Source organism: Vibrio sp. Vb0888 (assembly GCF_033338835.1).
In the GTDB taxonomy this organism is placed as follows: domain Bacteria; phylum Pseudomonadota; class Gammaproteobacteria; order Enterobacterales; family Vibrionaceae; genus Vibrio; species Vibrio alginolyticus.
The window spans coordinates 247,462-266,856 of the sequence record NZ_JAWOTL010000003.1; the positions used below are offsets into that span (position 1 = coordinate 247,462).

Here is a 19,395-nt window from a genome sequence, read left to right on the forward strand (position 1 = left end):
CGCAGTGGACACACAACAAGAACAAACACTGAGAACAGACATTTATCTCGTACTATCTGCACTTTTTCGTAGTGCGCCTAGTGATGAAATGCTGGCGTTCCTGAAGTCGCTAGAAATTGAACCGTCTGAGAGCGCGATGCAAAAAGCTTGGCTCGCACTGCAACAAGCCGCGAACGAAACGCAGCGAGAAGCGTTAGAAGAAGAATATCAAGATCTGTTTATTGGCATTGGACGTGGTGAAGTTGTGCCATTCGGATCTTGGCATCGCACTGGCTCGATGATGGAAAAACCGTTAGCGGAAATTCGTCGCGATTTGGATCTTTTAGGCATCGAACGAGAAGAGAACGTGAAAGAGCCTGAAGACCATATTTCTGCACTGTGCGAAGTGATGGCAATGCTGACAGGTGAAGAGGAAGAACTTCAACAAGCGGTGTTTAACAAACACATCGCCCCTTGGTTCCAATCTTTTACGCGCCAACTAGAGAGCGCAGAAAGCGTGAACTTCTACAAGCCAGCTGCACAGCTTTGCGATGCGTTTTTAACGTTAGAGCAAGTGCGCTTTAGCGTGAACACCAAAAGCAGTAAGAACAAATTAAAAATTGATGTGAAAAACGTCACTGATTACGAGTAATCGAGCAGTACTTGGTCATATCGATAGAGAGGCATGAGTCTCCAAAGATCTACCGTAAGGTAAGGAAGCAATGATGAAAGATAATAAAGAAATAAACACAAGCCGTAGGGATCTCCTAAAAGGCTTCACAACCGCTGCCGTTGCCGGTGCTGTTGTTGCGGGAACCACGAAAGTGGCCGTTGCTTCAGAAACGGTTGAGCCTTCTGAAAACGACGTGAAGAAGAAAGGGTATCGTGAAACTCAACACATTCGCGATTACTACGACACACTTTAGGAGATAACGGATGAAACTTGTCAAACGCTCCGACAGTGTGAGCAAAGAAACGAACCAGCTTGGCGTATCTCGTCGTGCATTCATGAAAAACACTTCGCTTGCCGCTGGTGGCGCAGTGGTTGGTGCTAGTCTATTCGCACCGGGAATGATGAAAAAAGCGCAAGCAAAATCAGTCGATCCAGAAGCGAAAACAGAAGTAAAACGTACTATCTGTTCTCACTGTTCAGTGGGTTGTGGTATTTACGCAGAAGTTCAAAATGGTGTTTGGACGGGTCAAGAGCCTGCATTCGACCACCCATTTAACGCCGGTGGTCACTGTGCAAAAGGCGCAGCACTGCGTGAACATGGTCACGGTGAGCGCCGTCTTAAATACCCAATGAAGCTTGAAAACGGTAAGTGGAAAAAGCTTTCTTGGGATCAAGCGATCGAAGAAATCGGTAACAAGGTGATGGACATCCGCAAAGAGTCTGGCCCTGATTCGGTTTACTTCTTGGGAAGCGCAAAGCACAGCAACGAACAAGCGTACTTGTTCCGCAAAATGGCATCACTTTGGGGCACTAACAACGTTGACCACCAAGCGCGTATTTGTCACTCAACAACCGTGGCGGGTGTAGCAAACACTTGGGGTTACGGTGCGATGACCAACTCTTTCAATGACATGCACAACTGTAAGTCGATGCTGTTCATTGGTTCAAACCCAGCTGAAGCACACCCAGTGGCGATGCAGCACATTCTGATCGCGAAAGAGAAGAACAACTGTAAGATCGTCGTAGCGGATCCTCGTCGTACACGTACGGCAGCAAAATCGGATCACTATGTATCACTTCGTCCAGGTTCTGACGTAGCATTTATTTGGGGTGTGTTGTGGCACATCTTCGAAAACCAATGGGAAGATAAAGAGTTCATCCGTCAACGAGTATTCGGTATGGATGAAATCCGTGCTGAAGTAGCGAAGTGGACGCCAGCAGAAGTAGAGCGCGTAACAGGCGTAAGTGAAGAAGACGTTTACCAAACAGCAAAACTGCTTTCTGAAAATCGCCCAGGCTGTATTGTTTGGTGTATGGGTGGTACTCAGCATACTACTGGTAACAACAACACACGTGCTTACTGTGTGCTTGAGCTAGCGCTTGGTAACATTGGTAAATCAGGCGGCGGCGCAAACATCTTCCGTGGTCACGATAACGTACAAGGCGCAACCGACCTTGGCGTACTTTCTGACACGCTACCGGGCTACTACGGCCTTTCTGAAGGCGCTTGGCGTCATTGGTCAAAAGTGTGGGAAATCGATTACGAATGGATCAAAGGTCGTTTCGATGACAACGCTTATAGCGGTCAGAAACCAATGCACAGTGCAGGTATTCCTGTATCTCGTTGGGTTGATGGTGTACTGGAAAACAAAGACAACATTCGTCAACGCGAAAACATCCGTGCAATGTTCTACTGGGGACACGCAGTTAACTCTCAAACACGTGGTGTTGAGATGAAAAAAGCGATGCAGAAGTTGGACATGATGGTGATTGTGGACCCTTACCCAACGGTTGCTGCGGTAATGAACGACCGTACCGACGGCGTTTACCTGCTTCCTGCAACAACACAGTTTGAAACACACGGCAGCGTTACCGCATCTAACCGCTCTCTACAATGGCGTGATCAGGTGATTGAACCTTTGTTTGAATCAAAACCAGACCACGAAATCATGTACCTGCTTTCGAAGAAACTGGGCTATTCAGATCTTCTGTTCAAAAACATCCGTGTTGAAAACAACCAGCCGGTGATTGAAGACCTGACGCGTGAATTCAACAAAGGCATGTGGACGATTGGTTACACAGGCCAAAGCCCAGAGCGTTTGAAAGCGCACCAACAAAACTGGCATACGTTCCACAAAACCACATTGGAAGCGGAAGGTGGCCCTGTCAACGGTGAAACCTATGGTCTACCTTGGCCATGCTGGGGCACACCAGAAATGAAACACCCAGGTACACACATTCTGTACGATACGTCTAAGACGGTTGCAGAAGGTGGCGGTAACTTCCGTACGCGCTTTGGTGTGGAATTTGAAGGCAAGAGCCTTCTTGCAGAAGACAGTTATTCGAAAGGCTGTGAAATCAAAGACGGTTACCCAGAGTTCACTGACAAGTTGTTGAAACAACTTGGTTGGTGGGACGACCTAACTGCTGAAGAGAAAGTGGCAGCAGAGGGTAAAAACTGGAAGACTGACCTTTCTGGCGGTATTCAGCGTGTCGCGATCAAGCACGGTTGTATTCCATTTGGTAACGCGAAAGCGCGTGCGATTGTTTGGACGTTCCCAGACCGTGTGCCACTGCATCGTGAACCACTTTACACACCACGTCGTGACCTTGTAACGGACTACCCAACTTGGGAAGACAAAGATGCAATCTTCCGTGTTCCTACGTTGTATAAATCCATTCAAGAGCAAGACAAATCGGGCGAGTACCCAATCGTTCTGACTTCTGGCCGTCTGGTTGAATACGAAGGTGGTGGTGAAGAGACGCGTTCAAACCCTTGGCTTGCCGAGCTTCAACAAGAAATGTTTGTTGAAGTGAACCCGAAAGACGCGAACGATCTTGGCTTTAGAGATGGTGATGATGTTTGGGTTGAAGGTGCAGAGAAAGGACGAATCAAGGTGAAAGCGATGGTAACACGTCGTGTGAAACCTGGTTTGGCGTTCATTCCGTTTCACTTTGGCGGTAAGTTCGAAGGTGAAGACCTACGTCCTAAATACCCAGAAGGTACACAGCCTTACGTTGTTGGCGAATCGGCTAACACGGCAACCACTTACGGTTACGACCCGGTTACCTTGATGCAGGAAACCAAAGTAACCCTATGTAACATTCGTAAAGCGTAAGGAGTCTGACAATGGCACGAATGAAATTTCTATGTGACACCAAACGCTGTATCGAGTGTAACGGCTGTGTTACTGCATGTAAGAACGAAAACGACGATGCGCTTGAATGGGGCATTCAACGTCGCCGCGTGGTAACACTAAACGACGGTGAAGCTGGTGAAAACTCTATCTCTGTTGCTTGTATGCACTGTACCGATGCGCCTTGTATGGCAGTTTGTCCAGCTGATTGTTTCGAGCATACCGAAGACGGCATCGTTCTTCACAATAAAGATCTGTGTATCGGTTGTGGTTACTGTCTGTTTGCTTGTCCGTTTGGCGCACCTCAGTTCCCTAAACAAGAAGCGTTTGGCGAACGTGGCAAAATGGATAAATGTACTTTCTGTGCAGGCGGCCCAGAAACAGAGCCTGGCTCTGAGGAAGAGCGCCAAAAATACGGTGCGAACCGTATCGCAGAAGGCAAGTTACCGATGTGTGCATCGCTTTGTTCAACCAAAGCGCTGCTTGCGGGTGACGCAGAGAAAGTCTCTGACATTTTCCGTCAACGTGTGGTAGAACGCGGCGCGAAAAACGCAGGTTGGACAGACGGAAACGATCTTTCTTACGATGCGACGAAAAGCTAAGTAAGGAGAGGCACATGTTAAACACGCTTAAACGTGCATCTCTAGCAATGCTGTCAATGATGACGGCATTGCTGCTGACTTTCGCAATGCCTGCTTCAGCAGAGGAACAATCTTCTAAAGTTATTCAACAGGAGATCACGCAACTCGCCGGGGCAGACTATTGGCGCGAAGTCAGAGAGGGGCAAGAAGGCTACACCACGTCTCAATCGCCAGAACATGGCGTATTGATCAGTAAACCTGGTGAGACTTGGTACATTCTAAAAGAGAAATGGATGTCTCCAGCGGGTGCTGTCGCGATTTTCGGCAGTATTGCAATGGTAATCATGGCTTACGTATTCGTTGGTCCTTTGATGCTTAGCAAGCCGCGTACTGGTAAAAAAATGAAGCGTTGGTCTCGTTTAGACCGCGCGCTTCACTGGAGTATGGCGTTTACATTCTTAACGCTGGCATTCAGTGGTTTGATGCTGGTTTACGGTAAGCACTTCTTAAAACCGTACGTTCCTACTGAGTTCTGGGGCTTTATCGTCATGTTGGCGAAGCAGTACCACAATTACATGGGACCATTGTTCTTCATTTTACTGATGCTCGTGCTCTTTAAATGGTGGCGCAAGTCGATTCCAAACATGACTGATGTTCGTTGGTTCATGAAAATGGGCGGTATGGTTGGTAAACACAAAGGCACACATCCGTCTGCTGGTTTCTCAAACGGTGGCGAGAAGGCAATCTATTGGTTGTTGATCTTCTTTGGTGCTATCGCGGCAGTGAGTGGCTTAGTTCTGGACTTTCCTATCTTTGGCCAAACTCGCCGTGACATGGAGCTTTCTAACTTAGTTCATGCGATTTCGGCACTGATTCTAATCTGTGGCTTTATCTTCCACATCTATATTGGTCTATTCGGTATGGAAGGTGCGTTAGAAGGCATGGTGACTGGTGAAGTTGACGAGACATGGGCGAAAGAACACCACGATCTTTGGTATGAGGAAGTGAAGTCCAAAGAAGCAATGGGCGAAACAGATACGGCACAAACGGAAGTAAAAGGAGCGAAAGCGAATGAACAAACCTCATAACGGGATTTGGGTTGCGTACATCCTGAGCTGTCTGACCCCGTTTACGTTTCTGATCTCAGGCGTTATCGCAATTATCTATGCGGGTTACCGATTAGATAAGGGAGAAGACAGCGACGTAGTGATTTCTCATTACTACGGTTTAATTCGCACCTTCTTTCTCTACCTGACGTTTTTTGTTGTGTTGATCGTCACCGTCGCGACTTCTAACGGTGTACTCGTTGGCGTGAGTGATTATTGGTTGCATAGTACTTTGCTTGAAACCATCGCTTACTTTATTCCTTGGGTAGGGATGGTGTTTGCTGCATTAGCCATCTTGGTGTGGTTTATGCGAATGTTTCAAGGGATGCAGCAACTGCTCAATAACCAACCACACAGACCATCGACAGGTCCAAACCTTTAATCAGTATTCTTTAAGCAAAACCGCCGTAATAGGCGGTTTTTTTGTTGCTGTTTTGTCTCAAATATGAAGCGTTGAGTCGCAGTGGTGATACTTGATGCAACTTATTGAGTGAATTTACGTAACTGGGCAGAAAATCATAGTTAAGTAAGAAACATGTAAAAAAATCGCGTCACGATGAGACATTAGTCTCACTCACGCTATTGTTCATTTACTCAGGATTCATCGTCCCGTTAAAGTACGCTGCGCTCAGAAATTCAAAGAGTTGCATACGTGAAAATTGCCATCAATACATTCAGTCTACGCATACAGAGGAATCTCTATCGGAGGATGTTTGATTAAGGCATCTTGCTCTCACAAATAAAAAGAGCGAAACGAGCATTAAATGATGCGGCAAGGTAAGAAAAGGACAAACACGTTACGGCTATGATCCCTCAATTCGTCATTCCTATCACGAATCGCTTTGGCGAAAGTTATCACTTCTCTGGTCAGTTACTTACTAGCGGCGAACCTAAAACATTCGTGACCAAACAAGAGGCAATAGAGTTTCTTGAGAGCTTTGGTGAGCTTGACCTTCGCTCTGTCGAGGACTTGTTCTATGCGATTGGTCAATTCAAGCCAAACATACCTGACGGTGAGCTTACTTCCCAACACTATAATTCAACGTTTGCCAATGCTTTGGTGAACGGTGATTTGCATGTCGCTCGAATTGTACCTACCGGCGAAAACTACGCACTCTCGTCAGCGGTTACGCCTCCACCGACTCAAAATACCGTCAATGCAAAACCATCGAAGGGAAAGGGGAAGTCGAATAAAAAGAGTGGCAGAAGTGCCGCATCCGCCAAGCCTCAGCAACAAAGCAGCGAAAAACATGAGAAAGCCGGTGATCCTGTATCACTTGTGACGGGTGAAGAAATTCTCGAACTCTATGATATCGAGCTACAACAAGGTACTACTTGGCAGCGTACTTACCGCTCTTCGCAGTCGGATGTAAATCATGGAATGGGCTTTGGTTGGCGACATGCATTTCAGTTTGAATTACGCGAAAAGACGGACGAGAAAGACAATGTTATCGCTTGGGAGTTTGTTGACGATAAGGCCGATATCACAGAATTTGAGCCAGTAAATATTGGAGCAACAAGTTATCAAATATACGCTGGTGCGAGCTGTTACTTCCTGAGCTCAACAACTCGGATTGTAACGCTCGCTAATGGGCATCAATATCGGTTTGAGCAAAAAGATGATCGCTGGCTTGTTAAACAAGTTAGAAATGGCACGTTTTCAACGTTTCAATTGCAGTATTCTCGAAACCATCGATTGATCGAGATCGCATATAACAAGCGTCCGGTTCTTGAATGTCAATATGATAAGCAAGGACGCCTTGTAGAACTGCTTAATGCAAAGTCCCAAAAAGTTCTGACAACTTATACCTATGATGAGCACGATGATTTGGTCAGTGCAACTAATCATTTGGGCTTGAAGGAACAGTATCAATACCGCGGCCATTTAATTGTTAAGCGTGTACGACCAACTGGCTTTACTCATTATTTTGAATGGGATGGCGAAGGTGCTAACGCGAACTGTATCAGGAACGTTGGGGACGCAGGAATTTATGACTATCGCTTCCATTATCAGGGAAATCATTCTTCTTATTCTGACTCGTTAGATCATCAATGGTCTTTCTTGCATGACGAGCAGGGTAATTTACTCGAGAAAATAAGCCCCACAGGTAAAACTTGGCGATGGCAATATGATGAATTAGGACGAAAAGCACAAGCTATCTATCCTGATCAGTCAACGGTCAATTATCAATATAATCAGCATGGTCAATTAGTCTCTAAGTTTCATTCCTCTGGAAAAGAAATTCAATATGGTTATGACGGCTTAGGTAAGTTAGTTAAAACGGTTTCACCTGATGGGGATATCGAGAAGGCTTACTACAATAGCCTCGGTCAAAGAGTTTGGGATACCGATCAGTTCGGCTGTGTCACGGAATATGATTACGATAAACACGGTCAAGTCGTCAAAAAAGAGTCTGAAGATGGTAAGAAAAGTCAATGGTGGTGGGATGAACAACAAAGACTTATCGCGAATGAAATAGACGGTACATTACTTCGTTACAGCTACAACGAAGAAGATCTGGTGAATGGCGTTGCTTATCCCGATGGGTGTATTGCTCAACTCGCTTATGATCAATTTGGCAGGCGTACATCAGTTCGTTATTTTAACGACGAAGACAAAGTCGGTTATAGCGAAGAATATTCTTACGATGAGCACAGCCGTGTTGCTCAGATTCGAACGCCAGCAGGCATTACCTCGTATCAATGGGGATCACTCGCGCAACAAGAAGCAGTCATCTTTCCCGATGGCAGCCATATTTCTTACGAATACGATCAACAACGTAACCTGACTAAATTAGTTCGGAGTGACGGCTTAGAGTTCGAATTCCTGTATGACGATGAAGGCCAGCTGTCAGGAACTATCGGGTTTGATAATCTACAAAGCCAATTTGATTATGACGATATGGGGCGGATCCATCGTAAGCAAGTCGCCGATAGGACCGTGCTGTACCGCTATGACGCTGCGGGTTATCTCAAGCACGTCAAAGCAGGAAATGCTAGCGGTATTGTAGAGCACCACTTTAATTATACGCTTGGTGGGCGACTTACGTTCGCCTCCAATCGCCATCAAACATTGCAATACCAATACTCTTCATTCGGGCATTTAACAAAGCGCATTCAAGGTCAGTTTGAGATAGCGCAGGAGTTTAACAGAGTTGGCCAACGCGTATCTCAGGTACTGCCAGATAATACGGAGCTGAACTTCTCTTATGATCGATATGGGCGTTTTTCAGCGATTCGGTTTGGAAACCTAGATTTACCTCAAATCAAATTTCATTACGATGAAATGGGACGAGTTTCCCAAATTGAAACGGCACATTTTAATGAGCGCATCATTTATGATGGTGTTGGTCGTTTGGTTGAACAACATTGGCCAGATAGAGAGAAAAAGTACGTTTACAATGCGCAAAACCGTATTTCATCAATCATTGATAATACGGCAGGAGCAACGCACTATCAGTACGATGCCTTAGGGCAACTGAAACGAGTCAATGCTTCCGGAGAAGTGACTAAGTTTGAATACGATAGTTTTGGCAATCCTACTTTGCCATCTTCAGAGGTATTCGCTGATCGTATTGAAGTACACGATGGTGTCCGGTTCAAATATGACGCGCAAGGAAACCAGACAAAACGTGAGGGGCAAGGACATGTTCAGACTCGCGTATTTGATGCGTTAAATCAGCTCATTGAAGTTCACACCGACGATGGCATCAGTCAATATGAATATGATGCATTAGGGCGCAGGACGAAGAAAATTACACAACAAGGCGTTACGGAGTTCTTGTGGGAAGGGGAACGTTTAATTGGTGAACGCTCTTCATGCGCTTTCCGCTGGTACCTATATCAACCAGAAACCTACACGCCAGTGGCACTGCTAGAAAATGACGTTATTTATTGGTACCAGTGCGATCAAGTTGGTAAACCAGAGCGACTGATCGATTGCGAGGGGAATGTTGTATGGAGTGCCAGCTACGATGCTCATGGCTTTGCTCATGTACATATTGAAAAAGTAGTAAATCCACTGCGTTTTCAAGGGCAGTACTTCGATCAAGAAACCGACTTACACTACAACCTCGCTCGGTATTACGATCCTAAGCTAGGACGCTTTATCCAACAAGATCCGATATCTATTGCTGGTGGCATTAACCATTACCAATATGCAGTCAATCCTATCCAGTGGATTGATCCAACAGGTTTCCTTTGTGAAGAAGGGTTAAAACGCTTGGGTCAAATGTTGGCAGCGTATCAGGCGCAAAGCGATGTCCCCCAAGAGGTTTGCGATCAGATTTTAGAGGCAGCAAAAGAATCATCCGTCGGAGAAGATGGCGTTCGCTCGCAAGTCAAAATCCGAAAACCCAAAGGTAAAAATCATATTCGATATGAATACGATTTAGACCATATTGATTGCGAGAAAAATGAAATTACTTTTTATCGTCATATCAATCATTCAGATGGCAGCAGGCACGAAGTTCAGTATGTTGTTGGGATTGAGGAATTTGTAAATGCGCATGTTTTTGACTCAGAGAAAGTTGGCGGGGAAGAAGGTTGCACGATCTTTACTGAAGATCTTGTGCTGAATAAAGCAGAGTATAAAGAAAACTCTGAACTCAATACGAGTGATTATGAGCTAACAGAAAGAAACAAAGAAAAAATTGACGAATGCTTAAAAGAGCGTCAAGAGGCAATCGACGCTCGAGCTGGCGAAGAGGGATATAACGCTCAAATTGGTAATATTAACCAACAGTCTGCAAAAATAGGTGAGTTGGCCGCGGATGACTTTGTCCGGAGTAAACGTCCTAATGCTAAGCTGCTTCATCCCAAAGATATTGGAACCTCAATTTCGAAGCCGGGCGACTTTGATATGGTTTACGAGGTGGAAGAGCCGCCACCAGGTGAAATTATAATTGTTGAGGCTAAAGGAGGGAGCAGCCCGCTGGGCAGCCGCAAGATTGGAAATATGGCATATCAGCAAGGGACAACTGAATATGCGACAGAAATAGTATCTTTGATGGACAGTAAGAAATATGGGACTACAGAAAAGGCAGCTGCTAATAGCATTAACTCTGCTATTCAAGATGGTATACCAATACGTTATGTACATACGCAAGCAGAAATATCTTCTAGTGGTAAGGTTTCCAAGTTCATAGCAAAAGAGTTTGATATAGATATAGGAGAGTTCAGAAATGGTTGATAACTCAAAGGTAAAAAAGGTTGAACGAGTAGCTCATGTTGAACTAAGTGATTTTGAAAGAGAAGCTTATCGAGAAGAGATAAAAGAGAGCTTAGACAAAAGGAAAAGGCGCATATCTATAAAACGAGAAAACTTGGTTTACTTGAGCGATGGTATTTCTTATCAGCTCCGTTTGTATACATGGTTACCTCCATTAGATGATGATGAGAGAATCGGCACGCTATGCCTATATGAATCATCATTGATGCGTGCTTTTTACCATCAACTTGCCATCAAACCAAGCGAGCCTCAAAGCATTAAATTACCTGATTATCCAGAAGTGACCTGGAAAGGTGAAGGTATTTTGAAAACTGGATGCTTACACCCTAATCGATGGTTAGATGCCTATTTTACCTCTGTCATCGTCCGTGACAAAGCTAGCATGGATGTGTTGGCGAACTTTCCGATTTCTTTGATGAGACAGAGCTCTACCAAAGCGGGTGAGCTGTCTTATATGCTAGTAGACGTCATTCAGTCGTTCCACAATCGCACATCAGATTATCCTGATAAGCTGGTTTCAGCAATGGACGCGGCGGTAGCTCAAGGAGATAACTGGGCGTTGGAAATTGCGATGGGGATCCTAGAAACCTTCGCAGCGCTCACTACTAATATTGGTTATGATTTTGAGGAAGCGCTCGTTAAAAACCTACAGTTCCAAGAGAAATATCATCTTAGAGAATTAGGACCAGATAGGATAGGCATCAGAACTTTTATCAACTTCCCTCTGCTTGGCATGGCTTGCATGTGGTACGACAAAGGCAACCGTCTATCTGTTGAAACTGGTTGGCTTCCTCCCTATCTTGTCGAAGGACGTTGGTTAGAAGATGTAAAAGCAGGGAAGATCACTCGATAAACCCCTTTAGTTAGCAATTCAGTATATAAGCCACCTCTCATGAGGTGGCTTTTACGTTTTGTTGAGCTATATGGTGCGCATTATGTTGGTGCACTAAAACCATATTGGTGCACTTATTAGCGTGTTAAGCACCATTTCAAGAATGCGTAGTTTTATTAAAGTTCATACAAAACAATAAATTAAAGTGTAAGTGTTAGAAATGTAAATTGTGGAATGAGAATTGCTCTGTTAGACGCTCTATAAATTAAGTTCACCAAATTGGTGATGAGCCTAACTTTGATGCACAGGATAAGTGCGCTACAGATCAACGGAGACAATCATAATGAGTGTAACTGCCAATCAGGTACACGGCGCTGTACAAACTCTCACGCAAAGTTCCGACACACTTTTCTTACTACTTGGCGCAATCATGGTTTTTTTGATGCATGCTGGTTTTGCTTTTCTTGAAGTAGGAACCGTGCGCCAAAAGAACCAAGTTAATGCTTTAGTTAAAATCTTGGCCGATTTCGGTATTTCCGCCATTGCGTATTTTTTCATTGGATACTGGGTCGCTTATGGCGGCACCTTCTTTGCCGATGCAGAGACGTTATCTCAAGGCAATGGTTACGAGTTGGTGAAGTTCTTTTTCTTGCTGACTTTCGCTGCAGCGATTCCTGCTATTGTTTCTGGTGGTATTGCAGAACGAGCTCGTTTTTATCCGATTCTAATCGCAACATTTTTCACTGTCGGCATCGTATACCCGTTATTTGAGGGAATGATCTGGAACGGAAACTTTGGTGTTCAAGCTTGGTTTGAAAATACCTTTGGTTATGGCTTCCACGATTTTGCAGGTTCAGTCGTTGTGCATGGTGTTGGCGGCTGGATAGCGCTTGTTGCCGTCGTGTTTTTGGGCATGAGAAAAGGCAGAGTTCGAGCAGGAAAGCACACCAACTTTGCACCTTCGAATATTCCATTTTTGGCCTTGGGAGCTTGGATCTTATGTGTGGGGTGGTTTGGCTTCAACGTCATGTCAGCTCAAACTGTGTCAGGCATAAGTGGCTTGGTGGCTATGAACTCATTGATGGCAATGGTCGGAGGCATTGTCGCGTCATTGTTGGCTGGTAAGAATGACCCTGGCTTTATTCATAATGGCCCACTGGCTGGCTTGGTTGCTGTATGTGCGGGCTCAGACTTAATGCATCCTATCGGTGCTTTAGTGACAGGTGCGATTGCTGGCGTGCTATTTGTTTATCTTTTTACCCACCTACAAAACAAAACCAAGATTGATGATGTGCTGGGTGTCTGGCCTTTACACGGTGTATGTGGCGCTTGGGGTGGTATTGCCGCTGGGATTTTTGGTCAAAGCGCATTGGGTGGGCTAGGTGGCGTGAGCATTATCGTTCAGCTTCTAGGAACGCTTTTGGGCCTTTCCATCGCAGCGCTTGGTGCACTTGTAGTCTACGGTGCGATTAATACCAGTATGGGACTGAGGCTTTCAGAAGAAGACGAATTCAATGGCGCTGACCTAGCCATTCATAAAATATCTTCGACCAACGAGGATTGAGGCCAATATGGGAGCGGCATAAAGCCGCTCTTTTAGCAATTGTCTTTCTTGGCTTGGCCCGGAGGACAGAAATTACCATTACCTCGATGGTCATCATCATTGGTGCTGACTCTTACCTTTACATCATCGACTTCGCCTTCAACATTGGTAAGTTGACAGCCTGCCAAAGTCATAAGCAATATAAACGCTAGAGATACTTGTCTCATTGCTGTTCCTCTTAAATTGTAATTCTAATAGTGACCATTACGACTATGGTCTAATCCATATTACTACTGTTGCTATTCTTTCAGTGTTAAGCTAATGAAAAAACAGCAAGGATGAGTTATGAATTTCCCTTATAGAAATATTGTAGTACTTACTGGTGCAGGTATCTCGGCCGAATCTGGTATTCAAACATTTCGTGCGCAAGATGGCCTATGGGAGAATCACCGTATCGAAGATGTAGCAACGCCTGAAGGGTTTGCTCGCGATCCGGACCTTGTTCAAGATTTTTACAACCAACGCCGCAAGAAACTTCAAGATAATGCGATAAAGCCTAATGCAGCGCATGAAGCATTGGGTCGTTTAGAGGCTGAGTTAGAAGGTAAAGTGACGGTCATCACTCAAAATATAGACAACCTTCACGAAAGAGGAGGCAGTCAGAATGTGATTCACATGCATGGTGAGTTGCTCAAGGCCCGCTGTAGTGAATCTAGCCAAGTAGTAGAGCACAATGAGGACATTAAGACCGGCGAGCTTTGTCATTGTTGTCAGATCCCTTCACAAATGCGACCACATATTGTTTGGTTTGGTGAAATGCCACTGCGAATGGGTGATATCTACGCGTCATTAGAAGAAGCAGATTTGTTTATTTCGATTGGGACTTCTGGCGTTGTGTATCCCGCAGCAGGTTTTGTTCATGATGCAAAAATGCACGGCGCACATACCATTGAAATTAACCTAGAACCTAGTGCGGTAGAAAGTGAATTTGAGGAAAAACGCTACGGAAAAGCAAGCGTTGAGGTTCCAAAATTAGTTGACGAGATACTGGCTCTAGAAGGAAAAGAAAGAGCGTAATAACTTCAACAGGAAGAGTTTTTGTCTTGTCATTAAGAGCAAAAAAGCGGCTCATGAGCCGCTTTTTCATATCTTTAAAACTAACGAATTAGTTGTTCACTTTTAGCTTTTGGAAGTACTCATCGTACATTACGCTCGCTTCGCCAACTTCATCTTGCCAAGTACCGCTGTCCATCACTTCTTGTGGTGGGAAGATGCTTGGATCATTAGCAAATTCTTTCGGTAGCAGATCGTGTGCCGTTTTAACTGGAGTAGGGTAACCAATCTCTAGTGCGATTTTAGCTGCATTCTCAGGACGTAGTAGGAAATCGATCATCTTATGAGCGGCGTCAACGTTCTTTGCGCCAGTTGGAATTGCTAGGCTGTCCATCCAGAAGATAGTGCCTTTTTCTGGCCAGATGATGTCGATGTTCGCGCCTTCTTGACGAGCCATGTATGCAGAACCGTTCCAAAGCATGCCTAGTGAAACTTCACCCGCAAGGTAAGGGTTTGCAGGAAAGTCTGAGTTAAATACTAATACGTTTGGCATTAGCTTTTTCAGTTCTTCGTAAGCGGCTTTGATTTCTTCTGGGTTAGTCGTGTTTGGTGAGTAACCAAGCTTAGTCAATGCAATGTGGAATACTTCGCGAGAATCATCCATCAGCATTAGTTGACCTTCCCACTTGCTATCCCAGAAATCATCCCATTTAGAAACCGATGACTTGTCTAGCATGTCAGCATTGATACCAATACCGGTCGCCCCCCAAATGTATGGGATAGAGTAGTTGTTGTTCGGATCGAACGGTTTGTTTAGGAAGTTAGTATCAAGATCGGCAAAATGAGATAATTTCTCTTTGTCGATCTGTTGTAGCATGCCTTCTTTACGCATTTTAGAGACGAAATAGGTAGACGGTACTACCAAGTCGTAACCAGAACCTTGAGTTTTTAGTTTTGCATACATACTCTCGTTAGATTCGTATGTAGAGTAAATAACTTTGATTCCAGTTTCTTTTGTAAAGTCTTCAAGAACTTCGTTTGGAATGTATTCCGACCAGTTGTAGAAATACAGTTCTTGATCAGCAGCCATTGCAGGGGTAGCGATGAGCGTCGCTGCACATAGAGCGCTTGCGTAGAATTTACTTTTCATTTGTTTTCCGTTTTGTTTCGCGATTGGACAAGTCAATACTAGTTGGAGTTATCAATTTGAGCCAAATCGCAGTAAGCACAAATATGTTCATTTAGCTTGAATATCGTTGTCTCCTTGTTATGAGACGATAAATCTATGATACCAAGACAAATAAACCTAGCAACGCGCGATTATATCAGCCTAAGACAAAAATAGGCAGCGTATTGCTGCCTATTTTCCTATGGTTGATGACTTGTTACACAAGCTAGATTATTGTCCCGCTTTCAGCTTGAGGAAATAATCTTCGTACTTAACGGTTAGATCACCAACCGCATCTTGCCATTCAACGCGGTCAAGGTCTTCTTGAGAAGGGAACAGTGGGGCAACGTCTTTAAACTTAGCATTCGATTCTTCCACCGCCGTTAGGTAGCCAGTATCACGAGAGATTTGCTCTGCGATTTCTGGGCGCAGTAGGAAGTCAATCATCTTGTGAGCGGCTTCTACGTTCTTCGCACCGGAAGAGATAGCGAAGTTATCAACCCAGCCGATACCGCCTTCTTTAGGAAAAACGAGTTTAAGGTTCAGGCCTTCACTTTGTGCCGCTGCGGCGCTACCGTTCCAAAGCATACCAATGCCCACTTCACCAGACATGTAAGGTGCGCCAGGGTTGTCAGAGTTGAAAACTAAAACGTTAGGCATCAACTTTTGTAGCTCAGCGTACGCTTCATCGATTTGCTTAGGGTCTTTTGAGTTACCTGAGTAGCCAAGTTTACGCAGAGCGATATGGAACACTTCACGAGTGTCGTCCATCAACATTACTTGACCTTCAAGCTCAGGCTTCCATAGGTCAGCCCAGCTTTGGAAGTCGTTTGGATCGTACATATCTGCGTTAACCGCTAGGCCTGTAATCGCAACAACGTGTGGGATAGAGTAGTCGTTACTTGGATCGTAAGGCTTGTCTAGGTAGTTTTTATCTAGGTTGCCGAAGTTTTTCAGCTTAGTCTTATCGATCTTTTGTAGCATGCCTTCGTCACGCATCTTCGCCACGAAGTACGTTGAAGGTACTACTAGGTCATAACCTTGGTTATGGGTTTTTAGCTTTGCATACAAAGTTTCGTTCGACTCGTAAGTCGAGTAGATCACTTTGATGCCAGTTTCTTTAGTAAATTGCTCTAGGATATTACTGTTGATGTAAGGACCCCAGTTCATAAATACTAGTTCTTTATCATCCGCTGTCGCTGTACCAGAGAACAGAGAAAGCGCACATGCACTACCAGCTAATAGAGTAGCCCATTTTTTCATTGACGTTAGCTCCAAACCAAACGTTGTCCAATTTTGGACGATAGATAGAAAAACAGAATGGCATGTAACCATTCTGTTTCGTGATGTTAACAGGTGCGGATTCTACTTCACTTTTTCTCTTGCTAGCAACTGAGAAATTACTACCAAGACCAAAGAAACAATCAACATCACCGTTGCTAGGGCGTTCACTTCCGGTGAAATGCCCACCTTAACCATGGAGTAAATCTTCAATGGCAAGATTTCGTATGTTGGACCCGTTACAAACGAGCTGATGATCACATCGTCCAAAGACAGGGTAAAGCTCAATAACCAACCTGCGGCAACCGCTGGTTTAGCGAGAGGAAGGATGATCTGTTTCAAGATAACCCACTCGCTTGCACCAAGGTCTTTTGCTGCTTCCAACATTTTCACATCAAAGCCATTTAAGCGGCTGTATACAGTTACCACAACGAATGGTAGACAAAAGGTGATGTGAGCAATCAATAGTGTAAAGAAGCCAAGCTGTGCGCCTAATACTAGGAACAGAGCAAGTAATGAAATCGCCATTACAATATCGGGAGACATCATCACGACAAACAGCATGCCGTTTACCGCACCTTTACCTTTGAACGAGTAACGGAATAGGGCAACGGCCGTTAAGCTACCAATGATGGTTGCTGCTGTCGCTGAGAATACCGCTACGTTCAATGAATGCCATGCAGCTTGCATTAGGCTGTCGTTATTTACTAAGGTTTCGTACCATTTCGTGGTGAAACCACCCCATTTCATACCAAATTTGTTGGCATTAAATGAGTTAACAATTAAGACGATGATTGGCAGATACAAAAATGCATACACCAGCGCCATAAAGCTAAATCTAACTGTGCGTCCCATTAGTCTAGCTCCACTTTCTTATTCAATAGTTTGCCTGCTCTGTAGTAAGCGTAAAGCATCACAGCCATTGCGAAGGTGAGGGCGATACTGGTCGCAGCACCAAATGGCCAGTCACGAGCGTTCAATACTTGGCTCTTAATAACGTTACCAATCAGTAGGTTCTTCGCACCACCAAGAAGGTCAGAGATGTAGAACATACCTAGTGCTGGTAGCAGAACCAACAAACAACCACCGATAATGCCAGGCATTGTCAGAGGTAGAATCACTTTCGTAATGGTTTGGAACTTGTTCGCACCAAGATCTTTCGCCGCCTCGATATAAGTGTTGTCCAACTTCTCGATTGCCGAGTAAAGCGGCAGAATCATAAATGGAAGCAGGATGTACACAAGACCAATCATTACTGCTGTTTCGGTGTACATAATACGTAATGGCTTATCGATGATTTCCATCGCCATTAATGATTTGTTCAAAATACCTTGTGTACCCAGAACAATCTTCAGGCCGTAAGTACGGATAAGAGAGTTTGTCCAAAAAGGTACGATAACTAAGAACAACATAAATGGGCGCCATTTCTCTGGCATTTTCGCTATGATGTAAGCAAATGGGTAACCAATTACTAAACACAACAACGTCGCCACGATCGCCATGTAGAACGAGTGCATCAGCACTTTCGCATACAAGGGGTCGAGTAGACGTAAGTAGTTGTCGAAAGTAAATGTCATTTCGATTAAGTTTGCTTCATCACGCGTTAAGAAACTCGTACCGATAATCATCACATTTGGTACCAACACGAAAAGTGTTAACCAACCGACGATTAAGGTAATGATCGCGTTTTGAAGATTAATCTTCTTGCTTATCATTGAGGACTACCTCCCAGCTCTCAACCCAAGTGATAGCGACTTTCTGGCCAAGTGAGTGGTCCACATCAGGATCATCTTCGTTAAAGAATTCGCTAACCATTACACGCATGCCCGAATCCAATTGGATAACTGAATCAAGCGTCATACCTTTATAGGTACGCTCTGTTACGTGACCTACGATGCCTTTTTCTTCAGACTCTTTGATCTCTTCGATACGTAAGTCTTCTGGGCGAAGTAGTACTTGCAGTTTTTCACCTGCTTGCGCTTCCTGATCGTAGTAAACAACAGATTCGACACCTTCGATTTCTGCACGGATACGTTTCTCGTCGATACGCTCTAGCATGGTTGCGTTGAATACGTTGATCTCACCGATAAAGCGAGCAACAAATAGGTTCTTCGGCTCTTCGTAAATCTCACGTGGAGAACCATCCTGCTCGATAACACCATCGCGCATTACAATAATGCGGTCAGACATCGATAGGGCTTCTTCCTGATCGTGCGTAACGAAGATAAAGGTAATACCAAGCTGACGCTGAAGCTGTTTAAGCTCGATTTGCATTTGCTTACGCAGTTTGTAATCAAGTGCAGATAGAGATTCATCTAGCAGCAGTACTTTTGGCTTGTTCACAACCGCACGCGCAATGGCGATACGTTGTTGTTGACCACCAGAAAGTTGGTGAGGCTTACGCTGTGCCATTTTTTCTAGGCGAACCATGCGAAGCGCATCCATAACTCGTGGCTCGATCTCTGCTGCAGGTGTTTTCTGCATGCGAAGACCAAAAGCAACGTTTTCAAATACGGTCATATGAGGGAAGAGTGCATAACTCTGAAATACCGTGTTGACGTGCCTTTGCTCTGCAGGAACCTGTGTTACATCCTGGTCATCCAAAATAATTTGACCGTTATCTGCCGTTTCAAAACCTGCAATCATGCGTAAAACTGTTGTCTTACCACAACCAGAAGGCCCGAGAATCGTCAGAAATTCACCATGATTAACATCCAGATTTAAATTACCGATGATTTCCTTACCATCGAAACTTTTACTAATACCAGATAAACGAATAACTGGCTTTCCTGCTTGCGGTTTTGCGTTCAAC

Annotated in this window: 16 protein-coding genes; 10 read left to right on the plus strand and 6 right to left on the minus strand. The window is 44.6% G+C overall.

Translation table 11 applies throughout. From position 1 onward, the window contains the following. The first annotated feature begins 4 nt into the window (after window positions 1-4). From R7P72_RS07145 to R7P72_RS07185, 9 genes are all read left to right on the plus strand, one after another. Window positions 5-631 carry a molecular chaperone gene (locus R7P72_RS07145; protein WP_005377544.1) on the plus strand — a complete coding sequence of 209 codons (627 nt, stop codon included), beginning with the start codon at window positions 5-7 and terminating at the stop codon, window positions 629-631. A 73-nt stretch (window positions 632-704) separates the two neighbouring features. Then, the gene (locus tag R7P72_RS07150; protein ID WP_005377542.1) at window positions 705-905 is read left to right on the plus strand and encodes a twin-arginine translocation signal domain-containing protein; all 201 of its coding nucleotides are present in this window, start codon (window positions 705-707) and stop codon (window positions 903-905) included. Window positions 906-915: 10 nt separating this feature from the next. After that, complete coding sequence (locus R7P72_RS07155; protein ID WP_005377539.1) at window positions 916-3,771, plus strand: formate dehydrogenase subunit alpha; 2,856 nt, start codon at window positions 916-918, stop codon at window positions 3,769-3,771. Between the two features lie 11 nt (window positions 3,772-3,782). Next, window positions 3,783-4,391, plus strand: coding sequence for a formate dehydrogenase FDH3 subunit beta (fdh3B, locus tag R7P72_RS07160; RefSeq protein ID WP_005377536.1), 609 nt, complete (start codon window positions 3,783-3,785; stop codon window positions 4,389-4,391). Between the two features lie 14 nt (window positions 4,392-4,405). Beyond that, window positions 4,406-5,458 carry a formate dehydrogenase subunit gamma gene (locus R7P72_RS07165; protein WP_005377534.1) on the plus strand — a complete coding sequence of 351 codons (1,053 nt, stop codon included), beginning with the start codon at window positions 4,406-4,408 and terminating at the stop codon, window positions 5,456-5,458. After that, on the plus strand, window positions 5,442-5,858 hold the full coding sequence (locus tag R7P72_RS07170; protein WP_005377532.1) for a membrane protein: 417 nt from the start codon (window positions 5,442-5,444) through the stop codon (window positions 5,856-5,858). Before R7P72_RS07165 ends, R7P72_RS07170 begins: the two co-directional genes overlap by 17 nt. A 423-nt stretch (window positions 5,859-6,281) precedes the next feature. Then, on the plus strand, window positions 6,282-10,667 hold the full coding sequence (locus R7P72_RS07175; RefSeq protein ID WP_213907244.1) for an RHS repeat-associated core domain-containing protein: 4,386 nt from the start codon (window positions 6,282-6,284) through the stop codon (window positions 10,665-10,667). Beyond that, complete coding sequence (locus R7P72_RS07180; RefSeq protein ID WP_213907245.1) at window positions 10,660-11,559, plus strand: immunity 49 family protein; 900 nt, start codon at window positions 10,660-10,662, stop codon at window positions 11,557-11,559. The genes R7P72_RS07175 and R7P72_RS07180 overlap by 8 nt, the downstream gene beginning before the upstream one ends. A gap of 322 nt (window positions 11,560-11,881) precedes the next feature. Next, complete coding sequence (locus R7P72_RS07185) at window positions 11,882-13,102, plus strand: ammonium transporter (protein WP_053307100.1); 1,221 nt, start codon at window positions 11,882-11,884, stop codon at window positions 13,100-13,102. A gap of 32 nt (window positions 13,103-13,134) precedes the next feature. On the opposite strand, the gene R7P72_RS07190 is transcribed toward R7P72_RS07185, so the two are convergent. After that, window positions 13,135-13,308, minus strand: coding sequence for a hypothetical protein (locus tag R7P72_RS07190; RefSeq protein ID WP_169695108.1), 174 nt, complete (start codon window positions 13,306-13,308; stop codon window positions 13,135-13,137). A 118-nt stretch (window positions 13,309-13,426) separates the two neighbouring features. Here R7P72_RS07190 and cobB point away from each other — a divergent pair, with 118 nt between their 5' ends. Beyond that, window positions 13,427-14,158, plus strand: a complete 732-nt coding sequence (gene cobB, locus R7P72_RS07195) for a Sir2 family NAD+-dependent deacetylase (RefSeq protein WP_213907246.1) — start codon at window positions 13,427-13,429, stop codon at window positions 14,156-14,158. Window positions 14,159-14,246: 88 nt separating this feature from the next. On the opposite strand, the gene R7P72_RS07200 is transcribed toward cobB, so the two are convergent. The 5 genes from R7P72_RS07200 to potA all read right to left on the minus strand — a co-directional run bounded on the left by R7P72_RS07200 (window position 14,247) and on the right by potA (window position 19,394). Then, on the minus strand, window positions 14,247-15,284 hold the full coding sequence (locus tag R7P72_RS07200) for an extracellular solute-binding protein (protein ID WP_033905298.1): 1,038 nt from the start codon (window positions 15,282-15,284) through the stop codon (window positions 14,247-14,249). A 249-nt stretch (window positions 15,285-15,533) separates the two neighbouring features. After that, window positions 15,534-16,565 carry an extracellular solute-binding protein gene (locus R7P72_RS07205; RefSeq protein ID WP_042522970.1) on the minus strand — a complete coding sequence of 344 codons (1,032 nt, stop codon included), beginning with the start codon at window positions 16,563-16,565 and terminating at the stop codon, window positions 15,534-15,536. A 102-nt stretch (window positions 16,566-16,667) separates the two neighbouring features. After that, entirely contained in the window at window positions 16,668-17,438 is a 771-nt protein-coding gene (gene potC / locus R7P72_RS07210) for a spermidine/putrescine ABC transporter permease PotC (RefSeq protein ID WP_005389180.1), read from the minus strand. After that, window positions 17,438-18,298: a spermidine/putrescine ABC transporter permease PotB gene (gene potB / locus R7P72_RS07215; RefSeq protein WP_005377512.1), complete on the minus strand. Its 861-nt coding sequence runs from the start codon at window positions 18,296-18,298 to the stop codon at window positions 17,438-17,440. The genes potC and potB overlap by 1 nt, the downstream gene beginning before the upstream one ends. Further along, window positions 18,279-19,394: a spermidine/putrescine ABC transporter ATP-binding protein PotA gene (gene potA / locus R7P72_RS07220; protein ID WP_047102297.1), complete on the minus strand. Its 1,116-nt coding sequence runs from the start codon at window positions 19,392-19,394 to the stop codon at window positions 18,279-18,281. Before potA ends, potB begins: the two co-directional genes overlap by 20 nt. Window position 19,395 lies beyond the last annotated feature (1 nt).